Origin of the sequence: Hymenobacter jejuensis (assembly GCF_006337165.1) — a bacterium.
Taxonomy (GTDB): domain Bacteria; phylum Bacteroidota; class Bacteroidia; order Cytophagales; family Hymenobacteraceae; genus Hymenobacter; species Hymenobacter jejuensis.
The window spans coordinates 1,436,726-1,458,436 of the sequence record NZ_CP040896.1 but is presented as its reverse complement, the minus strand read 5'-3'; the positions used below and the strand labels follow the sequence as shown (position 1 = coordinate 1,458,436).

The 21,711-nt window shown below is 54.9% G+C and carries 21 protein-coding genes and 1 tRNA gene; 12 read left to right on the top strand and 10 right to left on the bottom strand.

What is annotated here, in order from left to right:
• Nucleotides 1-167: 167 nt before the first annotated feature.
• Complete coding sequence (locus FHG12_RS05845) at nucleotides 168-1,301, top strand: acyloxyacyl hydrolase (RefSeq protein WP_139514837.1); 1,134 nt, start codon at nucleotides 168-170, stop codon at nucleotides 1,299-1,301.
• A gap of 132 nt (nucleotides 1,302-1,433) precedes the next feature.
• Nucleotides 1,434-2,129 (top strand): cobalamin biosynthesis protein, encoded by a 696-nt coding sequence (locus tag FHG12_RS05840; protein ID WP_139514836.1) that lies wholly within the window; start codon nucleotides 1,434-1,436, stop codon nucleotides 2,127-2,129.
• Nucleotides 2,130-2,207: 78 nt separating this feature from the next.
• On the opposite strand, the gene FHG12_RS05835 is transcribed toward FHG12_RS05840, so the two are convergent.
• From FHG12_RS05835 to FHG12_RS05800, 8 genes are all read right to left on the bottom strand, one after another.
• A complete protein-coding gene (locus FHG12_RS05835) occupies nucleotides 2,208-2,342 on the bottom strand; it encodes a 30S ribosomal protein THX (RefSeq protein ID WP_139514835.1) in 135 nt (44 codons plus the stop codon).
• A 62-nt stretch (nucleotides 2,343-2,404) separates the two neighbouring features.
• Entirely contained in the window at nucleotides 2,405-3,454 is a 1,050-nt protein-coding gene (locus FHG12_RS05830) for a quinone-dependent dihydroorotate dehydrogenase (RefSeq protein WP_139514834.1), read from the bottom strand.
• Nucleotides 3,455-3,556: 102 nt separating this feature from the next.
• Nucleotides 3,557-5,095, bottom strand: coding sequence for a YifB family Mg chelatase-like AAA ATPase (locus tag FHG12_RS05825; protein ID WP_139514833.1), 1,539 nt, complete (start codon nucleotides 5,093-5,095; stop codon nucleotides 3,557-3,559).
• Nucleotides 5,096-5,233: 138 nt separating this feature from the next.
• The gene (lpcA, locus tag FHG12_RS05820) at nucleotides 5,234-5,824 is read right to left on the bottom strand and encodes a D-sedoheptulose 7-phosphate isomerase (protein ID WP_139517702.1); all 591 of its coding nucleotides are present in this window, start codon (nucleotides 5,822-5,824) and stop codon (nucleotides 5,234-5,236) included.
• A 12-nt stretch (nucleotides 5,825-5,836) separates the two neighbouring features.
• Nucleotides 5,837-6,463, bottom strand: coding sequence for a hypothetical protein (locus tag FHG12_RS05815; protein WP_139514832.1), 627 nt, complete (start codon nucleotides 6,461-6,463; stop codon nucleotides 5,837-5,839).
• Nucleotides 6,464-6,660: 197 nt separating this feature from the next.
• Nucleotides 6,661-8,505, bottom strand: coding sequence for an ABC transporter ATP-binding protein (locus FHG12_RS05810; protein WP_139514831.1), 1,845 nt, complete (start codon nucleotides 8,503-8,505; stop codon nucleotides 6,661-6,663).
• Nucleotides 8,506-8,564: 59 nt separating this feature from the next.
• Nucleotides 8,565-8,921, bottom strand: coding sequence for a hypothetical protein (locus tag FHG12_RS05805; RefSeq protein WP_139514830.1), 357 nt, complete (start codon nucleotides 8,919-8,921; stop codon nucleotides 8,565-8,567).
• A gap of 29 nt (nucleotides 8,922-8,950) precedes the next feature.
• Entirely contained in the window at nucleotides 8,951-10,762 is a 1,812-nt protein-coding gene (locus FHG12_RS05800) for a capsule assembly Wzi family protein (RefSeq protein WP_139514829.1), read from the bottom strand.
• A gap of 204 nt (nucleotides 10,763-10,966) precedes the next feature.
• Here FHG12_RS05800 and FHG12_RS05795 point away from each other — a divergent pair, with 204 nt between their 5' ends.
• The 3 genes from FHG12_RS05795 (at nucleotide 10,967) to FHG12_RS05785 (ending at nucleotide 13,291) form a co-directional block, all read left to right on the top strand.
• The gene (locus FHG12_RS05795) at nucleotides 10,967-11,914 is read left to right on the top strand and encodes a GNAT family N-acetyltransferase (protein ID WP_165699313.1); all 948 of its coding nucleotides are present in this window, start codon (nucleotides 10,967-10,969) and stop codon (nucleotides 11,912-11,914) included.
• On the top strand, nucleotides 11,902-12,576 hold the full coding sequence (gene upp / locus FHG12_RS05790) for a uracil phosphoribosyltransferase (RefSeq protein WP_139514827.1): 675 nt from the start codon (nucleotides 11,902-11,904) through the stop codon (nucleotides 12,574-12,576). Before FHG12_RS05795 ends, upp begins: the two co-directional genes overlap by 13 nt.
• Nucleotides 12,577-12,883: 307 nt before the next feature.
• Entirely contained in the window at nucleotides 12,884-13,291 is a 408-nt protein-coding gene (locus FHG12_RS05785) for a hypothetical protein (protein ID WP_139514826.1), read from the top strand.
• 113 nt (nucleotides 13,292-13,404) lie between these two features.
• Here FHG12_RS05785 and FHG12_RS05780 read toward each other — a convergent pair whose 3' ends face one another.
• On the bottom strand, nucleotides 13,405-14,820 hold the full coding sequence (locus FHG12_RS05780; protein ID WP_139514825.1) for a DEAD/DEAH box helicase: 1,416 nt from the start codon (nucleotides 14,818-14,820) through the stop codon (nucleotides 13,405-13,407).
• 259 nt (nucleotides 14,821-15,079) lie between these two features.
• Between FHG12_RS05780 and FHG12_RS05775 the strand changes: the two genes are divergently transcribed.
• The 3 genes from FHG12_RS05775 (at nucleotide 15,080) to FHG12_RS05765 (ending at nucleotide 16,501) form a co-directional block, all read left to right on the top strand.
• Nucleotides 15,080-15,153, top strand: a tRNA-His gene (locus FHG12_RS05775).
• A gap of 103 nt (nucleotides 15,154-15,256) precedes the next feature.
• Nucleotides 15,257-16,192 carry a PfkB family carbohydrate kinase gene (locus FHG12_RS05770; RefSeq protein WP_139514824.1) on the top strand — a complete coding sequence of 312 codons (936 nt, stop codon included), beginning with the start codon at nucleotides 15,257-15,259 and terminating at the stop codon, nucleotides 16,190-16,192.
• Nucleotides 16,193-16,282: 90 nt separating this feature from the next.
• A complete protein-coding gene (locus tag FHG12_RS05765) occupies nucleotides 16,283-16,501 on the top strand; it encodes a hypothetical protein (RefSeq protein ID WP_139514823.1) in 219 nt (72 codons plus the stop codon).
• Nucleotides 16,502-16,581: 80 nt separating this feature from the next.
• Here FHG12_RS05765 and FHG12_RS05760 read toward each other — a convergent pair whose 3' ends face one another.
• The gene (locus FHG12_RS05760) at nucleotides 16,582-18,315 is read right to left on the bottom strand and encodes a M61 family metallopeptidase (RefSeq protein WP_139514822.1); all 1,734 of its coding nucleotides are present in this window, start codon (nucleotides 18,313-18,315) and stop codon (nucleotides 16,582-16,584) included.
• A 192-nt stretch (nucleotides 18,316-18,507) separates the two neighbouring features.
• Between FHG12_RS05760 and rpmH the strand changes: the two genes are divergently transcribed.
• From rpmH to tsaB, 4 genes are all read left to right on the top strand, one after another.
• Entirely contained in the window at nucleotides 18,508-18,666 is a 159-nt protein-coding gene (gene rpmH / locus FHG12_RS05755) for a 50S ribosomal protein L34 (RefSeq protein WP_084444044.1), read from the top strand.
• An 82-nt stretch (nucleotides 18,667-18,748) separates the two neighbouring features.
• On the top strand, nucleotides 18,749-19,123 hold the full coding sequence (locus FHG12_RS05750) for a ribonuclease P protein component (protein ID WP_230471308.1): 375 nt from the start codon (nucleotides 18,749-18,751) through the stop codon (nucleotides 19,121-19,123).
• Between the two features lie 27 nt (nucleotides 19,124-19,150).
• Nucleotides 19,151-20,851, top strand: coding sequence for a S41 family peptidase (locus FHG12_RS05745; protein WP_139514820.1), 1,701 nt, complete (start codon nucleotides 19,151-19,153; stop codon nucleotides 20,849-20,851).
• A gap of 164 nt (nucleotides 20,852-21,015) precedes the next feature.
• Nucleotides 21,016-21,705 carry a tRNA (adenosine(37)-N6)-threonylcarbamoyltransferase complex dimerization subunit type 1 TsaB gene (tsaB, locus tag FHG12_RS05740; protein WP_139514819.1) on the top strand — a complete coding sequence of 230 codons (690 nt, stop codon included), beginning with the start codon at nucleotides 21,016-21,018 and terminating at the stop codon, nucleotides 21,703-21,705.
• The last annotated feature ends 6 nt before the right edge of the window (nucleotides 21,706-21,711 follow it).

Genomic DNA, 21,711 nt, shown 5'->3' with positions numbered 1-21,711 from the left:
GATAGTTGCGAAAAGACCGATATTTAACTTTCTCGTGACGTTTGGACAACAGCCGAGTTTCCGCCAATCGTTAAAGCTTCAAGCTGTTAGCGTGCGCAAGCCGGACCGTTCGTTTCCATTTACTGTTTGGGTCTCTTCGGGTATTCTCGTAAGCCGTAATTCGCTTTATGCTCACCAACCTTCTGCTGTGTAAGTCGGGTTTTGTGAGGAGAATCGCCGGACTAGTCGTGCCCCTTGCCGGTACAATTTTGTCGGCGCACGCACAGCAGAACTCTGAGAGCTGGCCCGTGGTGGTAGGCGCGTACGCGCAGGGCAGCTTTATCATTGCCCATACGCCAGCCGTGAAGCATTTGGCCGTGTCGCATCCCACTGGTTTTGAGGTGAATATGCAGCGTCAAACCAACGGCTCCGCGCCGTGGCATGCGTGGTATCGATACCCGAAGGTGGGGCTGGCGCTGGTGTATTACGATTACCACAATCCGGTGCTGGAGCGCTCTTACGCCGCTACGATTTACCTCAACAAGGCCATCTGGCGCACTGCCCGGCAGGAAATGAATTTCCGGTTGGGCACCGGCCTCGCGTATTTCCCTATGGACTTCGACCAGCGTACCAACCACAAAAACACCATTGTCGGCTCGCATCTCAATGCTACGCTGCAAATGCGAGCCGAATACGATGTGGCTCTTAGCCAGCATGTTGGCTTGCTGATGGGCTTGGGTCTCAACCACTATTCCAACGGCGCGACTACCAAGCCCAATTTCGGTATCAACCTGCCCACGCTGCTGCTGGGGCTTAACTACCATCAGCAGCGACCCGTGCAGCCGTTGCCCACTGGCCCGAATACGGAGCCCGTAGATATCGGGCATAACTTCCTGAATCTGAGTACCAGTGCGGGCTACAAGCAACGCAGCCAGTCAGACGGGCGCAAGTATTTGGTGCAGTCGGTATCGGTGATGGCCGGGCGGCGGCTCAACCGCAAAAGCAACCTCGTACTCGGCGCTGAAGGTTTCTACGACCGCTCGTTGCTAGCCCAGCTCCGCGACAGCGCCCGCAGCGGCGAAAAGCTGCCCGATGTGAAAAAAGCTGGCGTTTTTATAGGCCACGAACTGCTTTTCGGCCGGCTGGCTTTCGTGTCACACCTGGGGTTTTACGTGTATAATCCTTACAAATCCAACAAGTTCTACTACGAGCGGCTGGGCCTCAAATACCACTTTGCCAAACACCTTTTCACCGACGTAGATCTGAAGGTTCACCGAGGTTCCGCCGACGTGATCGAGTGGCGCGTGGGCGTAAAGCTATAACAGTCACGTACGCTTCAACCGCCGCTTTCGACAGCTGAGCAGGTAGATGCGGCGTTTCGGTAGAAAGAAGTAGCGCGCCACATGCTTATTGTGCATCTTTCAGTAGATCAATCATTTACACAAGAGTACGTTATGGAAACCTTCTTGCTGGCCAATCGCTGGCTGCACATCACGGCCGGCTTTATCGGATTTTTTGTGGCCCCAGTCGCGCTGCTGGTCCGCAAAGGCGGGCCCGCCCACCGTATGTGGGGCAAGGTGTTTTTCTGGGCTATGGTGGTAGCGGGTTCGTCGGCTATTGTGGCCGCCAGCCTGAAGGGCATGACGTTTCTGCTGCTGACCGGTGTTTTCAGCTTGTATCTGGCGTGGTTTGGGTATCGGTCGCTGTACCTCAAGCGCTTAGGCGAGGGGCAACAACCCGCTTGGTACGACTGGGTCGTGTTGGCGCTCGGCGGCCTGATCTTCGCCGGTACCGTGAGCTATGGCTTACTCGGGCGCAACGTGGTTTCGCTGCTATTCGGCAGCATTGGGCTTATGTTGGTAGTGCGCCAACTGCGCGGCTACCTGCGCAAAGGGCCGTGGCCGACGGGCCAATGGTTGCTCAACCACATGTCGGGGTTTGTGGGCTCGTACGTGGCCGCCGTATCGGCCTTTTCGGCTACCAGCCTGAAGTTTATTCCCTTCCCGATCAATTTCCTGTGGCCCACCTTCGTGATGATTCCTCTACTGATGTGGGCCCAACGCAGCTACCGGCAAAAGTTTAAGCAAGGCCAGCGCCCCACAGAGGTAGTAGAGGTCCGAATTGGTACCGCAGAGCCAATACTTGGTTGAAAGCCACCACCGCCGCGCGGCCTGGCCTAGAGATAAGCCAGACCGCGAAAGTCAGCGCCTCACGGCGGCGACGGAAGCTTATTTCTTGTCTTCTGCCGGTTTGGAAGCGGGCGCCGGCGCCGGATTATGCTTTTTGCTTTCGTGCTTGCGGCGGTTGCCGTACGAGCCGTTGCTGAGTTTGCCTTTGCGCGTTTTGATGTCTCCTTTTCCCATGGTCGTAAGTGCTCGTTACAGGATGGATGATATCTTTAAGATACGCAGTAAAGGGCTTATTATCAATGTGCTGTGTGATGGGTTTCTGCGGCCAACGCCTGATTAATTCGCTTCACCAGCGCCGGCCCTTCATACACAAACCCCGTGTAAAGCTGCACCAACGATGCGCCGGCAGCCAGCTTTTCCTGCGCGTCACGGGCCGATGCAATGCCACCCACCCCAATAATCGGCAGCGCGCCGTCGGAGTGGCGATGCAGGTACCGAATAACCTCCGTAGCCCTCTCTCGCAGCGGCCGTCCGCTGAGCCCACCGGCCCCAGCCTGCTCGACCGTAGCCGGCGCTGTTTGCAGACCTTCCCGGCCTATAGTGGTATTGGTAGCTACTAGACCGCTTAACTGCGTTTCCTTCGCAATGAGCAGAATATCAGATAGTTGGAAATCAGACAAATCAGGCGCGATCTTGAGCAGCAGCGGCCGTGGTTTGGGTTTGGCAAGGTTGCGTTCCTGCACCTGCTGAAGCAGTTGAATCAGGGGTTCACGTTCCTGCAACTGCCTCAGGTTTGGAGTGTTAGGCGAGCTTACGTTCACCACAAAATAATCCACGACTTCGTGCAAGGCATCCACGCAGGCCACGTAATCGGCGGCGGCTTGCTCGTTGGGGGTGTCTTTGTTCTTGCCAATGTTGCCGCCGATAATCATCGTGCTGCGGCGCCTGCGAAGCCGAGCGGCGGCCGCCGCCGCTCCCTCGTTGTTGAACCCCATGCGGTTAATCAACGCTTCGTCGGCGGGCAAGCGAAACAGGCGCGGGGCGGGGTTACCGGGCTGCGGCCGCGGCGTGACGGTGCCAATCTCCACAAACCCAAAGCCCAATGTCGCCAGTTCGTCGGTGAACTCGGCGTTCTTATCGAGCCCTGCCGCCAAACCTACTGGGTTTCTGAATTTTAGCCCGAATACTTCCCGCTCTAGCACCGGATTAGCGTAGTCGTACAGGCTGCGCATCAGCGCCGTCATGCCCGGCACCTGCCGCATTCGTCTCAAATTGTCGAACACCACATGGTGCGCCTTTTCAGGCTCTAACTGAAACAACAGCGGTTTGAGCAGTGACTTATACACTTCGTGCAAGGAGGAAAGTAGAGTGAAAAACGAAGAATTTTACTTCAATGCAAGTATTTGATTGTCAATATATTGTACTCTTACATCTAATTTCCATTTCGTTTACCCAGCCCAGCCTTCGCGGTCGAGAGAACGGTACTGAATGGCTTCGGCTAGGTGCTCAATGCGGATGTTTTCGCTGCCCGCCAGGTCGGCGATGGTGCGGGACACTTTCAGAATGCGGTCGTAAGCCCGCGCCGACAGCCCCAGCCGCTCCATCGCCGTTTTGAGCAGCGTCCGGCCCGCTTCGGTAATCTGGCAAATGTCTTTCACCATTTGTGAAGGCATCATAGCGTTGGAATGAATATCGGGAAACTCTTGAAAACGAGCGGTTTGCACTTGCCTCGCTTTCTCAACCCGCTGCTGAATGTCGGCGCTGGTTTCGGAGCGGCGCGTTTCGGTCATTTGGTCAAAAGTGACCGGTGTCACCTCCACGTGCAGGTCAATGCGATCAAGCAACGGCCCGCTTACTTTGTTCAGGTAGCGCTGCACTACACCCGGCCCGCACACGCATTCTTTCTCCGGGTGGTTGTAATAGCCGCAGGGGCACGGATTCATGGAGGCAATCAGCATGAAATTCGAGGGAAAATCGATGCTCACTTTCGCCCGCGAAATGGTCACGCGGCGCTCTTCCAAGGGCTGCCGCATCACCTCCAATACGGTGCGCTTAAACTCCGGTAGCTCATCCAAAAATAGCACGCCGTTGTGTGCCAGCGAGATTTCGCCCGGCTGCGGATTACCGCCTCCGCCCACCAGTGCCACGTCGGAAATGGTGTGGTGCGGCGAGCGAAACGGGCGCGTGCTCAGCAAAGAAGCGTTGGCGCCCAACTTGCCCGCCACCGAATGAATTTTGGTGGTTTCCAGAGCTTCCTGCATGTTCAAAACGGGCAGAATGCTGGGTAACCGCTTGGCCAACATGGTTTTGCCAGCGCCGGGAGGGCCGATCATGATCACATTGTGCCCGCCGGCCGCCGCAATTTCCAGCGCTCGTTTGATGTTTTCTTGGCCCTGCACATCGGCAAAATCGGCAGCGTATTGGTTGACAGCGTGTTGGAATATGTCGCGCGTATCCACCTTGAGCGGTGCGATTTCCAGGCGGCCTTCGAAGAAATCGATGGCTTCCTGCATCGTGTCCACTGGAATTACGTCCAAGTTATTGACGATGGCCGCTTCCTGCGCGTTCTGGCGCGGCAACACAAAGCCTTTGAAGCCTTCCTTACGCGCTTGAATGGCAATGGGCAGCACCCCGCGAATAGGCCGCAACTGGCCATCTAGAGCCAGTTCACCCATGATGATGTATTCACCAAGTGTCTCGGTAGTAAGCTGTTGCGAAGCATGCAAAATGCCCAATGCAATGGGCAAATCATATGATGAGCCTTCTTTGCGAATATCGGCCGGAGCCATATTCACCACCACTTTAGTGCGGGGCATGCGGTAGCCCTTAAACTTAAGCGCTGCCTCGATGCGCTGCTGGCTTTCCTTAATAGCGTTATCGGCTAATCCGACAACATAAAAGTTAGTGCCCTGAGATACAACAACTTCTATTGTAATGGTATTGGCATTGACACCCTGCACGGCCGAGCCGTAGGTTTTGGTAAGCATTGGGATAAATAAAAAGCGGAAAACAGGAGTTTTGAAGCAGCGGCGCTTCAAACCGTTTCAAATTTAGCATAAAACCAGCGGCGGAAGCATCAGGCAATAGGTGCCGAATGCTTCCGCCGCTGGTTTTTATTTCATGGGTTATTGCTCGGTCGCCACTAGCTGCTCAATCAACAGTATCAGGATGTGAATCACTTTGATGTGAATTTCCTGAATGCGATCGGCGAAGCCGAAATGGGGAGCGCGAATCTCGAGGTCGCTGATGCCGGCTAAGCTGCCGCCATCTTTGCCGGTTAGACTAACTACCTGCATACCAAGTGCTTGGGCGGCCTCGGCTGCCCGCATGATATTAGGCGAATTGCCACTGGTACTGATGGCCAACAGCACATCGCCGGGGCGGCCAAGGGCCTGCACAAAACGGCTGAATACGAACTCATAGCCGTAATCATTGGCTACGCAGCTCATGTGCGAAGCATCCGTAAGCGCGATGGCTGCTAGTGCGGGCCGGTCGTGGCGGTAGCGGCCGCTCAGTTCTTCGGCGAAATGCTGCGCGTCGCAGAGCGAGCCGCCGTTGCCGCAGGTCAGAATTTTGCCGCCGCCCCGTAGCGAATCGGCCATGAGGCGGGCGGTTTGTTCGATGACAGAAAGCGTGGCCGGATCAGCCAAAAACCGGTCGAGCACGGTCCGGGCTTCCGTCAGTTCGGCCCGGATAAGGTCAGATAGCGAGTCAATCACCCGACAAAGTTACGCGATCGGGCGATTCTCGGGGTCAGGAGACGGGGTGATGATAGAATTTGGCTTGTCGAGCGGGGTGTTAATCAGACTGGGATCTGACTGCGGAAACACAGGCCGGTGCGGCTCGGTACTAGTCGCGGTCGAAGGATTCGAAAGCGGTGCTGTCGATGGGTTAGCGGCCGGCGCCACATAAGCCGGATCGGCCGAGCCGTACGTAACCGTGCTAGGCGGCGTATTGACCACCGTCGGCGGCACGATAGGGGTGGGCTGCACAACCGTTGTGGTGGGCGGAACTACGGTAGTAGAAGCAGCCGTAGCAGTCGAGCGCTGCTGAATATCGCGCTCGCGTTGTTCCATTTGCTGGTCGTAGAGGCGGGCTTTCAGCTCATTTACTTTCCCTTGGTGTGCAGCAATTTCGCGGCGAAGCATCACACTATCAATGTTTTCCGTGATGAGTTGCAAACCTAGTAACACGGCTCCGATGACAAATAGCGTGTTGTAGAACGTGGCCAAGTCGCCGTTGAGTCCGAAGGTGGAAACGAACGTATCGCGGACAGGCGGGCTCAGAATCAGGAGCAGCGCCAGCAGCAAATACACCATGACCAGAATTGTAACGAGGCGTTTTAAAGCAAGCATAGGAAGAGGCTTTAGAGGTCTAGAAAACCAGGTGGCAAGGCCGCACAGCTGCGGATTGGCCACTAAATATAGAGCTTTGCCAATGCATTACTGTGGAGCTTGCCCCGACTATGCTACTGTAAACGCAGAAAAGTGCATTACAGTTAAGGCGCAGCCTGCAATCGAACGGCTTAAAACTAACTATAAGCCTATCAGGACTATACTAACGCGCCGTTGGTTTGCATCTGATTCAGTCGCTGATACAGGCCGCCTGACTGCCGCAACAACTCGTCGTGGGTGCCGCGCTCTACAATGCGGCCGTGCTGCAACACCACAATTTCGTCGGCGTGCTGAATGGTGCTGAGGCGATGCGCAATAACCAACGACGTGCGGCTTTTCATGAGCCGCGTAAGGGCCTCTTGCACAAGCTTTTCCGATTCGGTGTCGAGCGCTGATGTAGCCTCGTCCAGAATGAGAATTGGGGGATTGCGCAAGATGGCGCGCGCGATGCTCAGGCGCTGGCGCTGGCCGCCCGACAAGCGCGAGCCGCGGTCGCCGATCATGGTCTGGTAACCTTCGGGCGAAGCGGCGATAAATTCGTGCGCATTGGCAATTTTGGCCGCTTCAATTACTTCTGCCTCCGTGGCTTGGGTATTGAAGCGGATGTTGTTGAAAATGGTATCGTTGAACAGGATGCTTTCCTGCGTTACAATGCCCATTTGGTCGCGGACCGAATGAATGGTGCAGTCGCGGACGTCGTGGCCGTCGATGAGAATCTGGCCGCCGGTGGGGTCGTAGAAGCGCGGCAGTAAGTCGGCCAGCGTCGATTTGCCGCCGCCCGATGGACCTACCAACGCGACGGTTTTGCCTTTTTCGATAGTCAGATTAATGTCCGTGAGCACGGTCGCCTCGCCGTAGCTGAATTGCAGGTTGCGCAACTCAATTTGGTGCTGGAAAGGCGGCAGTAATTGCGCATTGGGCTTGTCGCGGATAACTGGTTCTGTATCAATTATTTGCAAAACCCGCTCGCCCGCTACCAAACCGCGCTGAATGTTGCCAAACGACGACGACAGCGCCTTAGCTGGCGTGAGCACTTGCGAAAATAAAATGACGTAGCCAATGAAGCTTTCGCCCGTCAGGTCGGAGTGGCCGCCCAGGATCAGCGTGCCGCCGAAGTACAGCAGCCCCGCCACCACCGACACGCCCGCAAACTCCGAAAACGGCGAGGCCAGGTCGCGGGTGTTGTCGATGGCCCGGGAGGTGCGGGCGTACTGGTCGTTTTGGGCTTCAAATTTTTCCTTGATGTAATCCTGCGCGTTGAACGCCTTGATCACGCGGATGCCGCCCAGCGTTTCATCGATCACCGACAGCATCGAGCCCAGCGTACCTTGGCTTTGCTTGGCCTGCGTGCGCAAGCGCTTGGCAATGCTGGCGATGATACCGCCCGAAATCGGGAGCAGCACCAGCGTAAACAGGGTCAGGGGTACCGAAAAATAAAACAGCAGCCCGAAGTACGCCACAATCGTCAGCGGCTCTTTGATGACGGCCGTCATGGTGTTCACCACCGAGGTTTCGACCTCCTGTACGTCGTTGGTGAAGCGCGACATCAGATCGCCTTTCTGCTCGTTGGCGAAGAAACCCAGCTGAAGCTGGATGATGCGGTGGTAAAGGTCGCGGCGTAGGTTGCGGATGACGCGGGCCCGCACCTTAGCCAGCAGCCGCAAGCTCAGGTAGCGAAATACGTTGCTCAGCAGCACCGACGCCACCACTACGCCGCACACAAACGCCAACGCGCCCAGTTTGCCCTGCGCGGCCAGCACGTCGGCAAAAAAATAGTTAAACGTATCCTTTGCCCAATCAAAGCTTGGCCGGAACGCCGGCAGGTGATCGGGGGCTTGCAGCGGCACTTGGTCGGTTTTGTCAAACAGCACCTTCAGCATCGGGATGATGAGGGTGAAGTTGGCAAGGCTGAACACAATCGTGAGGATGGTGTACAGCAGGTACTGCGGCAAAAAAACCGCCCACGGCCGAGCGTATTGCAGAATGCGGAGGTACGTCTTCATAGAAGCTGCAAAGGTAGCCCGAACCAAGCATTGCGCAGCCCGTGGCCAGCAGGCGGTAGCTAGCTCTGAAAAATGCTCACCACCTCAATCTGGCCGACGATGTGCTGGTTGAACTCCGCCAACTCTTCGGCCGGTATCCACAATTCGTCATAGGCTTGATCGCCAACGTTTTGCACCGGGAACTGGGCCACATAATCGGCGTCCACGGCAAAGCGTGTCACGTAGCCGATGCCGTAGTACGGTACGTTCCAGTCGCGCGCAATTTGGATCGCATAGGCTTCATTCAGCACCGGGTAGAATATGGATTGTTCTTCCAATTCCAACGGAAATTCCAGCCATCCGGAGTCCGCAATCAAATCCAGTTCTTTCTGGCTCACTGGACGATAGAGCAGAATGGTAGCTGGATCGTGACGCATTACGTAAGTATATGGTTATTAATTAGTTATTAAAACTCGTGTACTCGTTGGGCAATGTTCCAGCGCACGCCCAGCGACGGAAACACATCACTGTTGGTAATGTTGCCCACATTGGGGTCGGTGCCCGTAACGCGGCGCATAATCAGCTTGGCATCAACCCAAACGTTGTGGCGGGCTTGGTATGTAGCCGTGAGGTCGGCGTGGATAAGGTGCGTCTTGACGCCGTCGCCGGTAAAGAAGCCAGCTTCCAGAATGTTGCCGTTGGCGTCGCGCGGACGGTTGGTGTACGGCAGCAGCACGTTGGAGCCAAAGTTGGTCAACGGCACGCCGTTCAGGCTCGTGATATCGTTGCCCTGCGTCGACAGAAAGCCCTTGGCCACCAAGTTTAGGCGCGGGATTGGCTGGTAACTGACAATGCCAAGCAACTCGTACAGATTGGCGCCCATAGGGTGGGCGAGGGGCTGGCCGTAGTGCTGGTAATTGCGGTAGCTATCTGCGTGCTGGTAAGTGTAAGGTCGGATGTAGTTGAACTCACCCTGTATATCGAGGTTCTTGATGCCGGCCACGTCGATGTACTTGGCGCCCAGCTGAAACGCCTGCTTGTTGCGCCACGAACCTTGGCCCGCGCGCACTTCACTGATCACAAATTCGTCGAGCACCAGTTGGCCATAGAGCTGCACGCGCTTCTTGATGTTCCACTTGAAATCGAGGCCCAGCAGGGCGTTGTCGTTGGAGCCAACTGCCTGTTCGATAGAGCGATAGAAAATAATCGGGTTGAGGTATTGCAGCTCAAACCGCCCTTTACCGCGCCCAAACACAATGGACTCGAACACACCGATGTTGAAATTCGGCGTGACGTCGAGGCTGAGGTGGTGGAACGCGAAGTATTTCTTCTGATAAATCGTGTCGCGGTTGGCCTTTTCGGCGGTCATTTCCGCAAACAGGTTCTGGTAATTGAATTTCCAGATGCGCGTATTGATCTTCAGAAACAGGTACGGCGCCGCGTAGTCCGACAGGATGAGCGAGCGGTAACCGTTACCGATAAAATTGCGGTCGTAGCCAAACTGCAAGTTGATGTGCTTGCTGGCCGCGTAAGTCAGGTAGCCGCGTCCCGACAGGAAATCGTATTGGTCGGGCTTGTCTTTGTAGTACTTCCAAAAAGCTTCGTGCGGCACAATGTTGTCGCGCTGCACGCGTCGCTGCACATACAGCGGCACGGCTATCTGGTTGTCAGCCAAGAAGGTATAAAAGCCCAGCTTCTTGTCGATGGTGCCTTCTACCTGCACGCCGCGAGTATTGACGTAGCGCAGGCCGCTGATGTCGCTGTCTTTGCCGACTTGCAGCCCCAGCACCGGATTGACGCGCAGGGTAAAGTCGGGATTGTCGACGTGGAACAGATCCGATTGATTGCGGTAAAACCGCTTCAGCACGGGCCGCTTGCTGGCATTGACTGCCGAATCTTCGCTGGCGTAATTCCAATTGTCGCGCACCAAGTATTCCGCGTTGAAGCGATCGGAGGGCGACAAGTCGGCAGTGCTGTCTTGCAGAATGCGCTCGGCCAGCCGCGCCACGCTGGCGCGCGTATAGGGCTTCACCGACGTATGCGGATCGCTCAGAGAATCAGGGCCATACTTAATTGCGTAGCGGTCAATCAGCCGGTAAATATCGGCATCGAGCGGCACGTATGTGGGGCCTTGATTGGGATGCGGCGGCCGCGCGGGCTTCTTGGCCGTAACATCAAAACGCAAATAAACGGGGCCTTCCGGGGTGGTTTGGGCAACAACCTGGCTCGTCGGCAACAGCAAGGCGAAGGTAGCAAGGAGCAGTAGCGGCTTTCTCATAAGCTTATAGTATGCCGCGCCCCGAAATGGTACCCGGCGGCGCAAACCTACGTAGTTGCGCGATGGGAGTTGAGCAGTTCGAAAAGAGAAGTATGCTTTAACGCATTTGGGAAAAAGATATTTCCCGTGCACGTTCGTAGTCAAATGCCCCTTATCACGTTCAAAATGCCTTTTCGGTCTTAAGTATACCTAATTCTCCGTCTTGTGTCGCTGCGCTATTTTCGTCATGCCGAACTCGATTTCACCGCTTGGGACGAATGCGTACAAGCGGCTAGTGCGGCCGTGCCGTATGCGTATTCGTGGTGGCTGCGCGAGGCGTGTGGCCGCTGGGACGCGGTCATTGAAGTCGAGGAAGCCACCGGGGCTTACAAATCGTTGTTGCCCTTGCCGCTGAAGCGTCGTCCTTGGGGCTACGAAGTGTTTCAGCCCGCCTTTACGCAGCAATTGGGCTTGTTGCTGACCGGGACAAGCCGGTTTAGGTATATTATTGATTATCTGAAGGTTATAGATAAGCGCTTTGCGCGCTTCTATTTGCAATTGCACACAGGCAACGAGTTAGTGGCCGCTCCGCCCGGCTTTGCCCTGACGGAGCGGCGCACCTTCCACCTGAACTTGGCGGCCAGCTACGCGACGCTCGCGGCGGGATACGCACCCGATTACCGGAGGCGCCTGCGGCATAACCAACAACTGCCCACGCCGCTCCAGGTAACGGAGGCTGCCTCGGCGAAGAACTTGATGCAGCTGTTTAAAAACCAGGAAATTGCGGCCGCTTCGGGGTTGAAAACCAAAGAATATTACTGCTTGGAGCGCTTGGTGGCCACTTTGCAGACGCGCAAGCAAGTGTATATTCTGGAAGTGAGAATGCCCGAATCGGGAGAGCTTCTGGCGGGAGCCTTGTTTGTGCGGCAGCCCAGCGTGGTAGTGTACCTGTTTGCAGCGGCCTCGGCGGCGGGTAAGAAGGCGGGGGCTCCGCTCTTGCTGCTCGACCACGTTATTCAGCGGCACGCGGGCACGCCAGGCCTCACGCTCGACTTTGAAGGCAGCATGATTCCTTCAATTGCGCGTTTTTTTGCCAACTTCGGCGCCGCGCCCGTACCATACGGAGTGCTTACCCAAACCCGCCAACCCTGGTATTTGCAATGGATACGTTGAAGCCCGCCGAACCCAATGAGCGCGTACATATCGTGTGCGCCGAACCCTCCGTGGCCAATCATTTTCTGGCTGAGCTACGCGACGTAGATGTGCAGCGCGACAGCCTACGCTTTCGCCGCAACTTGCAGCGCCTCGGCGAAATCATCGCGTATCGCATCAGCTCGCAGCTCAGCTACACCGACAAAACCGTGCGCACGCCCCTGGGCGAGTCGCGCAGCAAGCACCTACACGACTTTCCGGTGCTGGCTACGGTATTGCGCGCGGGCTTGCCGTTTCACCAGGGCTTCCTCAATTATTTCGACCAGTCGCCGAGCGCTTTTGCGGCCGCTTACCGCATCGAAGGCACGGCGCAAGTGCAAGTACAACTCGACTACCTCACCGCACCCAGCCTCGACGAGCGCGTACTCATCCTCGCCGACCCAATGCTGGCGTCGGGCAAATCGTTGGTGCAGACGTATCGCGCCATGCTGCGCTTTGGTACGCCCCGACAGGTGCACATCGCCGCCGTCATTGCCAGCCCGGAAGGAGTGGAGTACGTAACGCGTGAGGTGCCAGAAGCCACGCTTTGGGTTGCGGCCGTCGATGAAGGCCTGAATGCGCAAGCCTACATTGTGCCCGGCCTCGGCGACGCCGGCGACTTATCGTACGGCAGTAAGCTGTAAGGTCTCCGCGGCTCGTCATAACCGCTTTAGAGCTGAAGGTCATATGGTCTTCAGCTCTATTTGTTTGATAGCTAACGGTTTGTGTTTTGGCGGTATGTTTTCTGACAGCCCATCGTCGGCTGCTGGGAAGCTCAACGGGCGGGCATGCTTGATAATTCTGTAACTTATCAGAACGAAACCCGCCGCCGTATACCTTGTATATTTACCCAATTCCGCCGCTCTGGTTTCCCCGCATTACCCACACCTAAGTCCGAAAACGCCCGTGTTGTCCCCAACTGTCAAATACGCTTCCGTTTTCTTGCTCAGCATGGTCAAGTTTTTTGGCGGGCCCATTGCCGGCACCGCCGCCGGTATGCCCTTCTGCCTGATCTGGGGGCTGACGGTAGCCGGGATGATGACCACTGTGCTGGTCGTTTCGGGCGTGGGCCGGGCGTGGGCGCTGCACCAACGCAAGCGCCGTTTGCTGCGCGGCAAGCCCTTGTTCAGCCGACGCAGCCGCATCGTGGTGCGGATCTATCGGCGTTTCGGCATCGCCGGTATTGCTTTCCTGACGCCCATTCTGTTCAGCCCCATCGGCGGTACCGTCATTGCCACGCAACTGCACGTGCCCCGGCTAAACATTATGCTGCACATGCTGTGGAGCGCGGTCTTTTGGGGCGGGGCACTTACGTTTATTAGTTTGAAATGCAGTCATTTGGCCATCTTTCAGCACTAATTTATAAAACATAAAAGCAAAGGCCGCTCCATGTCACGGAGCGGCCTTTGCTTTTATGTCCTCATTTCGCTATTTCATAACTGTTTGATTATAAAATAGTTATGAAATAGCGATTATTTACGGCGTTGTGGTCCGCGGGCTTTTGCAGCTGCTTTAGCCGCTGGCGACTGCATTTTGCCCGGCGAAGCGCGTTTCTTCTTGCCTTTCTGGCTCCGGTTAGGGCCTTCAACGTAGGGTAGGCCCGTCCGCTTATCGATGCCTTTTTGTAAAGGAGTTTTCTTCTCATGGAAAGCCCCTTTGAACTCCGGATCGAGACGCTTGCGGCGCTCGTCGATTTCGCGGTCGATGCCCTGCTGCTCGTCAAATTTGGTGGGCATTACCTTCACCTCTTCGGGCAACGGCAGCAGCGGAATCGTCTGGTTGATAAGCGCTTCAATGCGGCCCATGTGGTGCATCTCCGCTTCGTTGGCGAAGGTGATGGCTGCACCGGTATGCTGCGCCCGACCTGTGCGCCCGATGCGGTGCACATAGTCGTCGTAAATCAGCGGCACGTCGAAATTGATGACGTGGCTTACCTGTGGCACGTCGATGCCGCGGGCGGCTACGTCAGTAGCTACCAAAAACCGCAGCTCGCCGTTACGGAACGCTTCCATGGCGTTGATGCGCACGTTTTGCCCTTTGTTGCCATGAATAACCCGGGTCTCAGCCGATACTTTCCGGATCAGGAAGCTCGACACGTTGTCGGCGTGCTCTTTGGTCCGGCAGAAAATCATTACGCGGTTGAACTCCTGCTCATCGCGGACCAAATAACCTAGTAAGTTGATCTTAGTCAGGAGGTTAGGTACTTCGTAAAGTGCCTGACTCACATTCTGAGCCGAAGTGGCTGCGGGCGTTACTTCCACGCGCACCGGAAACTCCAGAAACTCTTCGCTCAGCGTGGCCACCTTATCCGGCATGGTGGCAGAGAATAGCACGTTCTGCCGTTTGCGCGGAATCACCTCCAGAATGCGTCGGATCTGGGGCATAAAGCCCATGTCCATCATCTTGTCTGCTTCGTCTAGCACCAGCGTTTTAAGCTCCTTCAGTACCAAGTCGCCCTTGAGGTAAAGCTCCAGCAAACGGCCCGGCGTAGCAATTAGAATATCAACGCCTTGCGCCAATGTTTCGATCTGGGTTTTAGGACCTAAACCACCATAAATAGCAAAGATGCGCAGGTCTGTATAGACAGCCAGACGCTTCAGATGCGTTTCGAGCTGCATGGCTAGCTCACGCGTTGGAGCCATCACCAAAGCCCGCGGATGGATGCCTTGGGCAAACTTTATTTTCATCAGCAGTGGCAAGCCGAAAGCCGCCGTTTTGCCGGTTCCGGTTTGAGCGATGCCCAACACATCGTGGCCGGCCAGCAACAACGGGATGGTTTGCTCCTGTACCGGAGTAGGTTGCTCAAAACCCGCTTCGGCGACGGCAGTAAGCAGTTGTTTGTTGAGCTTGAAATCGGCAAACGTAAGAGGAGCAGGCGTGTCGGACATGACGAAAAAAGATAGTGCAAGCCACAAAGGTACGGGTAATACGCAGGGCAACGGCTAGTTGCCCCTGCAACCGGCGCCAGCGGAAGGCCGTCACTGCCAGCCATCTGCGGTGGCGTTTCGGCATCCTATTTACGGCGTAAAGTTCAGCAATGCCCTTTGGCGCGGCGCTCGCTGGTAAAGTCGAATTGAGAAAAAATCTCCTTTAAACTTTTGAAAAAGCCATTCTACACGCTACTTTTGTCGCTCCATTCCCAACATGGTAGGTATAGCTCAGCCGGTTAGAGCGTCGGATTGTGATTCCGAAGGTCGTGGGTTCGAGCCCCATTACTTACCCTTTGAAAAGTCCCCGAAAAGAAATTTTCGGGGACTTTTTTGTTGATTGCACCGTTGCAAGGGTGATACTCCTTTGCATGAATCACCACATACCCCTCTGATTATGAGTCTTCTTGTTATCGGTTCCGTCGCTTTCGACGCTTTGGAAACGCCTTTTGGCAAAACCGACAAGATCATCGGTGGCGCTGCCACCTACATTTCGCTGTCGGCTTCGTATTCCGTGAAGCCCGTGAAACTGGTAGCCGTCGTAGGCGACGATTTTCCGCAATCCGACATCCTGTTGTTGGAAGAACACGGCGCCGACACCGAAGGCTTGCAGATCAAGCAGGGTGAGAAGTCGTTTTTCTGGTCGGGCAAATATTCCAACGACCTCAACTCGCGCGAAACGCTTCAGACAGAGCTCAACGTGTTGGCTGATTTCGATCCGATTATTCCGGATTCGTATCAAGACTGTAAGTATCTGATGCTGGGAAATTTAACACCTCAGATACAACGCCTTGTCATTCAGCGCCTTGTAAACCGTCCGAAACTCATTGTGATGGACACGATGAACTTCTGGATGGATGTCGCGCTGGAAGATTTGCTCACAACCATCGAAATGGTGGACGTGCTCAGCATCAACGACGAAGAGGCGCGGCAGCTTAGCGGACAGCATTCGTTGGTGAAGGCCGCCAAGAAAATCATGGCCCTCGGGCCTAAGTATTTGATTATCAAGAAAGGCGAACACGGTGCACTGTTGTTCCACAAGAACAAAGTGTTTTATGCGCCGGCGTTGCCGCTGGAAGAAGTATTCGACCCCACCGGCGCTGGCGATACCTTCGCGGGCGGTTTCATCGGTCACTTGGCCGCCACCGACGACATCAGCTTCGAGAACATGAAGCGGGCGGTTATTCACGGCTCCGCGATGGCTTCGTTCTGCGTGGAGAAGTTTGGCACGGAGCGGCTGGTGAATCTGACGCAAGAGGAAATCGAGGCCCGCGAGCAGCAATTTGCCGACCTGGTAAGCGTAGTTCCGGCTTCGGCTGTGCAAAACGCATAGGCGCGGGGCGCAAAATCAGGTACGTTTTCAACAACCATTTCGGCGGCGTGGTGGTAAAAGAACTAGCAGTTCACTTAAACCACCCGCGTTATGGACAAGAAAGAAAAAGATCTCGCCAACGATAAAACGTCGGTAAATCCGGCTGCGAATACGAAGAAAAAGAGCACGCAAGTGCAAAACCCTAACCAAAGCAACGTTTCGCAGCACGGCAACACGACCGATGGCAACAGCCGGGGCAAAGATCCGGGCAAAACCACGCCCATCCGCAACAACCCGCAGGGCAACCGCCCGATGTCGCAGGACGTGTAGCACTAGCCGACTGTATATACAAAAAGCCCCGTTGCATCTGCAACGGGGCTTTTTGTATATAATTGATAATCAGATGTTTATTAAAATTCTTGTTGGAGCCATTTCTGGAAGCTGGCCTTTTGCTCTGGTGTTGCGGCGGGTAGTTTTGCAACGGTGTATTTCTGCCAGAAACGTTTGGCTGGGTCAGCGACGAGCGGCACGGTAAGCAGCCGGTTCTGTCGGAAAACACTGACTTCGTACTGATCGGCTCCGTCGACCATCAGCGTTTGCAGGTTCATAGTAACACGTCGGCCATTGATGGCAACAATCTCGTCGTCAACGGTTAGGGATTGCGCCGCTGGCGAGTCGGGTAAAATGCCGGTTACTTCCGTTCGCTCATTCTTGACTACCGTGCGGAAACCGAAAGTGCCCTCGGCGGCTGATGGGTTTTCCTCAATCAGGAGCGTGCAGCCCACAAAGTGAAGCACTTTGTTGAGCGGATCTTCCAGCGCCGCCGTACCGTAGACGAACTGGTCGAAGTAGCGCTGCATGGGCTGGCCGGCCACTTCATTCACCAAGCGTATGTAGTCTTCTTCGGTGTAGCCAATACCGGGTTTGCCAAATTCCAGCCACAGCCGGCGCATCACGTCGTCGAGGCTGCGCTCGTGGTGGGAAAGGCGCCGAATGGTCAGGTCGAGCAACAGCGCCACCAAAGCCCCTTTGTGGTACACCGACACTTTGCGATCGGGCACGCCGGATTTATAACCATCCAGCCACAGATCCATGGAAGCATCGGCCAAAGAAAGGTTGAAGCGCCCGTGGTCGTCGTAATGCTTGCGCAACACGGTATTAAGCTCAGCAAAATATTGCTCGGCGGTGCGCACATTGCTACGGGCCAACAGGTACTCGCCGTAATAAGTGGTAATGCCTTCGGCGATGTAGCAAGTGCGGAAATAGTTTTCTTGCGTGTAATCGTAGGGCAGCATCTCGGCCGGCCTGATCTGCTTGATGTTCCAGGTATGGAACAGCTCGTGGCAGCTCACGCCCAACAGCTCTTTGTACAGCCCTTCCGTCATCAGAAGCTCAGCCGGACCGAGCGTGATCACGGTAGAGTTGGTATGCTCCACTCCGTGGTAATATGGATAGGGCAGAATCTGGTTCAGAAAGTGATAATCCTGCACCGGAAAGCCGCCAAAAAGTGCCAGTTGCTCTCCCGTAAACGCCTTAAAATCACGCAGAATTACTTCCCAGTTGGGAGTGCATTCGCCCTGTATCCAGACGTAAAATGGCAGCCCTTGCACCTCATACGTGCGATGCTGCAGAGTAGGACTCGCAATCAGCGGCGATTCAACCAATTGATCAAAGCTCTGAGCATCAAGCGTATAGGGTGCGCTCTGAGGCATTCCGCTCGCTATCTGCCAGCCATTGGGTAATGCCAGCGTAAGTTGGCAAGCTTCCGCACGCCGCCCCTCTATATACATAAAACATTGAATACCATTAAGATACAACTGTGTCTCGTCGAGCCATGAGCCGCCGGCATCCATTTGGTGCGCGTAAAAGTTGTAATGCACCTTTACGGTGTGTCCGGCGGCTTCAGGCAGTTGCCAGCGGTCTTTGGTGAGCTTGCGTAAGCGAAGCGATTCGCCGGAAGCGGCATCCTGCGCTGTCACGCGCTGAATCTTCTGCGCAAAATTCTGGATCTCATAGCGGCCAGGGCGCCACGTCGGAAGCTGAAGCTCAATGGGTTGTGTTACTTCCGAAGCCACTTCGAAGGTCATACTGACCTGCACATAGAACGTAAGTGGGTTATCGAACGCGACGTGGTAATGAATCATGGGCGTAGTGGGGTTAGATAGGCTAGATACAAATGCTATGGCAATACGACAAAAGCCGATTCTGAGTAACTGTAAGCGATGAAAGAGAGTTGAGACCCGAACATTTGAACAAAAGCAGGGTTGGGCTTTGGCATTTCCAACTCAACCTGTTACCTTTGCCGGCCTTACCTGTAACTGAGTCCTGGACATACCATGAAACGTACTTTTCAGCCTTCGCAGCGCAAGCGCCGCAATAAGCACGGCTTCCGCTCCCGCATGGAAACCGCAAACGGCCGCCGCGTGCTGGCCTCTCGTCGCGCCAAAGGCCGCAAGCGCCTGACCGTATCTGACGAAGGTCGTCATAAGCGCTAAACCGCTGACGGTTACCGCCATAACGCTCGGGTCGGATAGAACGCCCGGTGCGCGCTCTTATTCGTTCCCGAAAGAAGAACACTTGTGTCGCAAAAAGCTTATTGAAGAGCTTTTCGGCCGGGGTTCTTCTTTTGGTTTATATCCTTTGCGGTTGATATGGCTCCCGACGATGGCTCCCACTTCTGCGCCGCCGCAAGTATTGGTCAGCGTTTCAAAGCGCAGCTTTAAGCGTGCTGTCGATCGAAATTATTTGAAGCGCCTGCTACGCGAAGCCTATCGGCTCAATAAACATCGCCTCATAGAAGCGCCCGGCGGTCATACTGTCGCTTCGCTGGCTATTATCTACAGCGGGAAGGAAAAAAAGCCTTTCGTGCTGGTTGAAAAAAAATTAATTTCAGGGCTGGAGCGTTTGCTGATCAACGCAACTTCTACCACAGGAGAAGCGTCCGTATCCTAGCAGTATTCCTCGCTTCCAGCCTTTTATATGCGTAAAAAGTCTATTATCGCTGGCCTCGCTCTGGGCGGTGCCGCGTTGTTGGTATCTTTTCGGTCGGCTTCGGACAACGAGCGGTATTTCGAGATCGCCAAGAACCTCGACATTTTTGCTACGCTCTTCAAAGAGGTCAATACCTATTACGTCGACGAAATAACGCCGGCAAAGCTGGTAAAGACGGGAATCGACGCGATGCTTAAATCGCTGGATCCCTATACCAACTACATTCCGGAAGACGACATCGAGGATTTCCGCACCTTGATGACGGGCCAATACGGCGGCATTGGTGCAATAGTAGTAAAGCGCAGCGGTAAAACAGTGGTGCAAACTGCCTACGAAGGATATCCGGCGCAGAAAGCGGGACTTTTGCCCGGTGATGAAATTCTGACAATCAACGGTATCAACGTTGAAAAAAAGAACAATTCTGACATCAGCAAGCTGCTGAAAGGGCAGGCGAACTCCGTAGTGAAACTCGAGGTAACGCGCTACGGTCAAGAGAAGCCAATCGATATTAATATCACTCGCGATAAGATTCAGGTTGAAAACGTGCCTTATTACGGCATGCTGACGCCTGAGATCGGGTATTTTCAGCTGTCGACCTTTACCTCCGATGCCAGCAAGGAAGTGCGGATGGCGGTAACGAAACTGAAGGAGCAAGGCGCCAAAAAATTGGTGCTCGACATCCGCGACAACCCTGGCGGTTTGCTGAATGAAGCTGTTAATATCTCTAACTTGTTTGTTAACAAGGGGTTAGATATTGTAAGTACCAAAGGTAAAGTCACCGAGTGGAACAAAACATATAAGGCCCTCGATGCGCCGCTGGATACGCAGGTACCGATTGTGGTGATCACGAGCAACCGCTCGGCGTCGGCATCGGAAATCGTATCGGGGGTGTTGCAGGACTATGACCGAGCAGTATTGGTAGGTGAGCGAACTTTTGGAAAAGGCTTGGTGCAGGCCACGCGGCCTTTGAGCTACAATTCGCAGCTGAAGGTGACTACTGCGAAATACTATATTCCGAGCGGTCGCTGCATTCAGGAAATTGACTATTCGCACCGCGCCGACGACGGCACATTGGGGAAAGTGCCTGATTCGCTGCGCACTGCTTTCAAAACCCAAAGCGGGCGTCCCGTATACGACGGGGGCGGAGTTGCGCCCGATGTGGCCGTGGAAGACCGCCCCATTGCCGACATCACGCGTGTGCTGATTCAGAAAAATTACCTTTTCGACTATGCCACGCGTTACCGCGCCGAGCACGCCACTATTGCTCCGGCGCGGGAGTTTAAGCTCTCAGATGCTGACTACCAGAAGTTTGTGCAGTTTTTGAGTGGCAAAAACATCAGCTATTCCACCGATGCTGAAAAGTCACTCACCGACCTAACCAAGCGGGTGAAGGAGGAGAAGCATTACGACGACGTAAAAAACGAGTTGGAAGCGATTCGTCGCAAAGTTTCGACTAATAAGAGCAACGACCTGACGCGCTTCAAGCCTGAAATCCGGGAATTATTGGAGCAGGAAATCGTGTCGCGCTATTATTTTCAGAAAGGGCAGGTTGAAGCTAGTTTCGACGACGACCCCAATATCCTGATGGCCATCAACGTGCTGAAAGACCAAACTCGTTACGCGGCTTTGCTTAAGCCGGGCACTGCTGAAGCCAAAACGCGTCCCGAAGTGAAAAAAGGCGGCAAATAACGCGGGTCTTTACGAGGCATATAACAAAAAAGCAGGCCCATGCGAGGCCTGCTTTTTTGTTATATGCCTACTTGCTTGTAAACGCTTGGCAGGGAGATGGGGTGACAGCGAAGTAACCTACTCACAACATGCTGGAGTAGAATTTCTGCTCCTACCTTTGCAGTATGTCCACGTTTATCCTTTCTCTGGAAACCTCTTCGCCTATCTGCTCCGTAGCGCTCCACCGCGATGGCATGTTGGTGGGGCAATCGGAGTTGCGTCTCGAAAAATCGCATTCCTCACACTTGAGTGTAATGGTGAGCCAACTGCTGGAAAACACAAACCACACGCTTGCCGACGTGGCTGCCGTGACCGTCTCCGACGGGCCGGGCTCGTATACGGGCTTGCGCATCGGAGCCGCCGCTGCAAAGGGTTTTTGCTATGCATCTGATATTCAGTTACTTGCAATAAGTACGTTGCGGGCTCTGGCGCATCAGGTGGCGACCACTACGGCCCATGCCCACGAGTACTTGTACTGCCCCATGCTCGACGCGCGGCGTATGGAGGTATACAGCGCCTTGTACACGCACACGGGCGAGGAAGTAGTAGCACCCGCTCCGCTTGTTCTCGACTCCGCAACGCTTTCCGAACAATTGACCCGTCGTCGGGTGTTATTCTTTGGAAGCGGCGCAGCTAAATTTCAGCCGCTCGTTGCGGAGCAACCGCACGCTGCTTTTTTGCTGGGCATTGAGCCCTCGGCTATCGCGATAGGGGAGTTGGCGTATGAGGCGTATCAGCGACAGGAATTTCAGGATGTGGCTTATTATGAGCCATTTTACTTGAAGGAAGTATACACTACTACGCCGAAAGCGTAACTTAAA

What these genes read in the sequence shown, in the direction of transcription:
- FHG12_RS05845 (WP_139514837.1), top strand. Translation starts at nt 168, where the DNA reads ATGCTCACCAACCTTCTGCTGTGTAAGTCGGGTTTTGTGAGGAGAATC.
- FHG12_RS05840 (WP_139514836.1), top strand. Translation starts at nt 1,434, where the DNA reads ATGGAAACCTTCTTGCTGGCCAATCGCTGGCTGCACATCACGGCCGGC.
- FHG12_RS05835 (WP_139514835.1), bottom strand. Translation starts at nt 2,342, where the DNA reads ATGGGAAAAGGAGACATCAAAACGCGCAAAGGCAAACTCAGCAACGGC.
- FHG12_RS05825 (WP_139514833.1), bottom strand. Translation starts at nt 5,095, where the DNA reads ATGCTTACCAAAACCTACGGCTCGGCCGTGCAGGGTGTCAATGCCAAT.
- FHG12_RS05815 (WP_139514832.1), bottom strand. Translation starts at nt 6,463, where the DNA reads ATGCTTGCTTTAAAACGCCTCGTTACAATTCTGGTCATGGTGTATTTG.
- FHG12_RS05810 (WP_139514831.1), bottom strand. Translation starts at nt 8,505, where the DNA reads ATGAAGACGTACCTCCGCATTCTGCAATACGCTCGGCCGTGGGCGGTT.
- FHG12_RS05805 (WP_139514830.1), bottom strand. Translation starts at nt 8,921, where the DNA reads ATGCGTCACGATCCAGCTACCATTCTGCTCTATCGTCCAGTGAGCCAG.
- FHG12_RS05800 (WP_139514829.1), bottom strand. Translation starts at nt 10,762, where the DNA reads ATGAGAAAGCCGCTACTGCTCCTTGCTACCTTCGCCTTGCTGTTGCCG.
- upp (WP_139514827.1), top strand. Translation starts at nt 11,902, where the DNA reads ATGGATACGTTGAAGCCCGCCGAACCCAATGAGCGCGTACATATCGTG.
- FHG12_RS05785 (WP_139514826.1), top strand. Translation starts at nt 12,884, where the DNA reads ATGGTCAAGTTTTTTGGCGGGCCCATTGCCGGCACCGCCGCCGGTATG.
- FHG12_RS05780 (WP_139514825.1), bottom strand. Translation starts at nt 14,820, where the DNA reads ATGTCCGACACGCCTGCTCCTCTTACGTTTGCCGATTTCAAGCTCAAC.
- FHG12_RS05770 (WP_139514824.1), top strand. Translation starts at nt 15,257, where the DNA reads ATGAGTCTTCTTGTTATCGGTTCCGTCGCTTTCGACGCTTTGGAAACG.
- FHG12_RS05765 (WP_139514823.1), top strand. Translation starts at nt 16,283, where the DNA reads ATGGACAAGAAAGAAAAAGATCTCGCCAACGATAAAACGTCGGTAAAT.
- FHG12_RS05760 (WP_139514822.1), bottom strand. Translation starts at nt 18,315, where the DNA reads ATGATTCATTACCACGTCGCGTTCGATAACCCACTTACGTTCTATGTG.
- rpmH (WP_084444044.1), top strand. Translation starts at nt 18,508, where the DNA reads ATGAAACGTACTTTTCAGCCTTCGCAGCGCAAGCGCCGCAATAAGCAC.
- FHG12_RS05745 (WP_139514820.1), top strand. Translation starts at nt 19,151, where the DNA reads ATGCGTAAAAAGTCTATTATCGCTGGCCTCGCTCTGGGCGGTGCCGCG.
- tsaB (WP_139514819.1), top strand. Translation starts at nt 21,016, where the DNA reads ATGTCCACGTTTATCCTTTCTCTGGAAACCTCTTCGCCTATCTGCTCC.